Genomic DNA, 2285 nt, shown 5'->3' with positions numbered 1-2285 from the left:
TTCAGCGACTGGATTCCGCTGTCCGAGGCCTCGGAGCTGGCGTCGGTGCTGGCGCCGCGTCCGACGAAGCCGGTCATCGTGGAGCCCGCGCCGGTGGCGTCGTCCGCGCCGGTGGCGTCCGGTCCGGTCGAGTCCGCCTTCGCCAGTGGCCTGGCGAAGCCGGCGAAGTCCGACACGCCCGCGCCCGTTCCGACCGCGCAGGAGACGGGCTGGAAGCCCTCGGCCGCGAGCGTGCTCGCCTCGCTGGTGAAGGAGGAGAACGAGGCGCTGTCGAAGCCCGCGTCCAAGGCGGCGCCGGTGGAGGAGAAGAAGGGGAAGCCGGCGGCCTTGGGGCTGCTGGATGTGCCTCCGCCGGAGGCTGCTCCGGTGGCGGCGCAGAGCCCGCTGATGGCCGAGCCTCCCGCGCCCGCGCCGTACATGCAGCCCGCTCCGGCGCCGGCCTACGCGCAGCCGCCTCCACAGGCGTACGCGCAGCCGATGGCCCAGCCGTATCCGCCGCCCCAGCAGTACGCGCCTCCGGCCCAGCAGTACGGGCCGCCTCCTGGGTACCCTGGCTATCCGCCGCAGGCCGCGCCCGCGCCGAAGCAGGGTGGGAAGATGGGGATGATCATCGGCGCGGTGGCTGTCGTGCTGCTGATTGGTGTAGCGGGCGCCTTCTTCGCGACCCGGTCCTCCGATCCGGCCCCCGTGGCGCCGCAGCCGATGGCTCAGGCGCCGTCCAAGCCGGTAGAAGTGCCGCCCATGCCGCCTCCTCCGGCGGCGGTGGCGCAGAACACCGCTACGCCCGCGGCGGGCACGGCCCAGCCGGCGGCAACGACGACGCAGCCGGCCACGGCGCCGGCGGCCACGCCCACGACTGCTCCCGCGGTCGCCGCGGCGGGGACGCCTGGAACCACGCCCGCGGCGAACACGGCGACGCCTCCGCCCGCGACCGAGCCGGCGAAGCCCGTCGAGACGGCGAAGACGGAGCCGCAGCAGGTGGCCCGCGCCGAGGTGCCGAGCAAGCGGACGCCGACCACCACCCCGGTCAGCCGTCCTCCGCCGACGCGTACCGTGAGCAACGACGACGACGAGGAGCCCGTGCGGAGCAAGCCGCAGCCCGCCAGGAGCGGCGGGAGCGCGGATGACGAGTTCGACGAGCTCTTCGGCACGAAGAAGCCGAGCTCCAGCGCCAAGAGCGACACGGTGTCGGCCAATGGCCGTACGGCCTACATCCCGCCGGAGCCTGGCGGTGGTGGTGCGACGCAGGAGAAGCTCGGGCAGTCGGACATCATGCAGGTGGTGCTGGCCAACAAGCCGGCCATCATCAAGTGCGTGAACGAGCAGAAGAAGAAGGATCCGGGTCTGAGCGGCAAGCTGGTGATGCGCTGGACGATCCAGACCAACGGCAAGACGAAGAACGTGTCCTGCCAGACGTCGGAGTTCCGCACGACCTACATGGCGACCTGCATCTCCGGGCTCATCAAGGGCTGGAGCTTCCCGAAGCACAAGGTGCAGGGCGATCCGATCGACTTCCCGTTCACGTTCTAAACATCCGAGAGGCGGACAGTTACGTTTGAGTCACAAGGCTCGTACGACTGTCCGCTTCAATGGATGTTGAATTCCCTTCTGGGGGATGCGTCGAAGGCCGTGTCGACATTCGTTGACACGTCTGGAGCGCCGGGACTAAAGCCGCGCGCTGCAGGACGGAGGGGGGCCTGAGTGAGTGGCCGGCGGCCCGCCTCGTGCGACGTATCCATTCAGGAGGAAGTCGAGACATGCAGCTTCGCAAGATGACGTTGATGCTCGCCACGCTGGGCGCGCTGAGCATGGTGCTGACGGGTTGCCCGGACGGTGGCCGTACGGACCTGTCGTGCACGGCGGACACGGAGTGCATCGAGGGTGAGATCTGTCACCCGAACGCCAAGGTGTGCGTGCAGACCTGTACCTCGGGAGCTGACTGCCCCCAGTCGGCGAAGACCTGCGATGTGATCAGCACCACCAACAGCACCAAGATCTGCAAGTGCGAAACGGACGCGCTGTGCCAGCGTGACGAGCGCGTGAGCGACGCTTCGGGCCTGACGTGCTCGAAGTCCTACAGTGTCTGCACGGGCGGCGGCACCACGCCGGCCTGCACCAAGGACACGGACTGTGGCTCTGGCCAGGTCTGCAACGCGGGTACGTGCACCGCTGCGAGCACCACCTGCTCGGGCGAGGGCAAGAGCACCTGCGCCTACGGTCAGTTCTGCAGCACCAACACGTGCGCGGCGGTTCCCGCTCCCACGTGCGAGAACTACCAGAACTTC

At 69.3% G+C, this 2285-nt stretch carries 1 protein-coding gene and 1 pseudogene; both read left to right on the top strand.

What is annotated here, in order from left to right:
• A partial coding sequence (gene gltJ, locus VF665_RS05235) for an adventurous gliding motility protein GltJ (RefSeq protein WP_331052362.1) occupies positions 1–1530 on the top strand: 1530 nt, incomplete at its 5' end.
• 227 nt (positions 1531–1757) lie between these two features.
• Positions 1758–2285: pseudogene (locus VF665_RS05230) on the top strand (hypothetical protein); the annotation flags it as partial.

Origin of the sequence: Longimicrobium sp., assembly GCF_036387355.1 — a bacterium.
GTDB lineage: Bacteria > Gemmatimonadota > Gemmatimonadetes > Longimicrobiales > Longimicrobiaceae > Longimicrobium.
The sequence above is the reverse complement of the archived record's forward strand: the minus strand, read 5'-3'. Positions and strand labels throughout refer to the sequence as shown.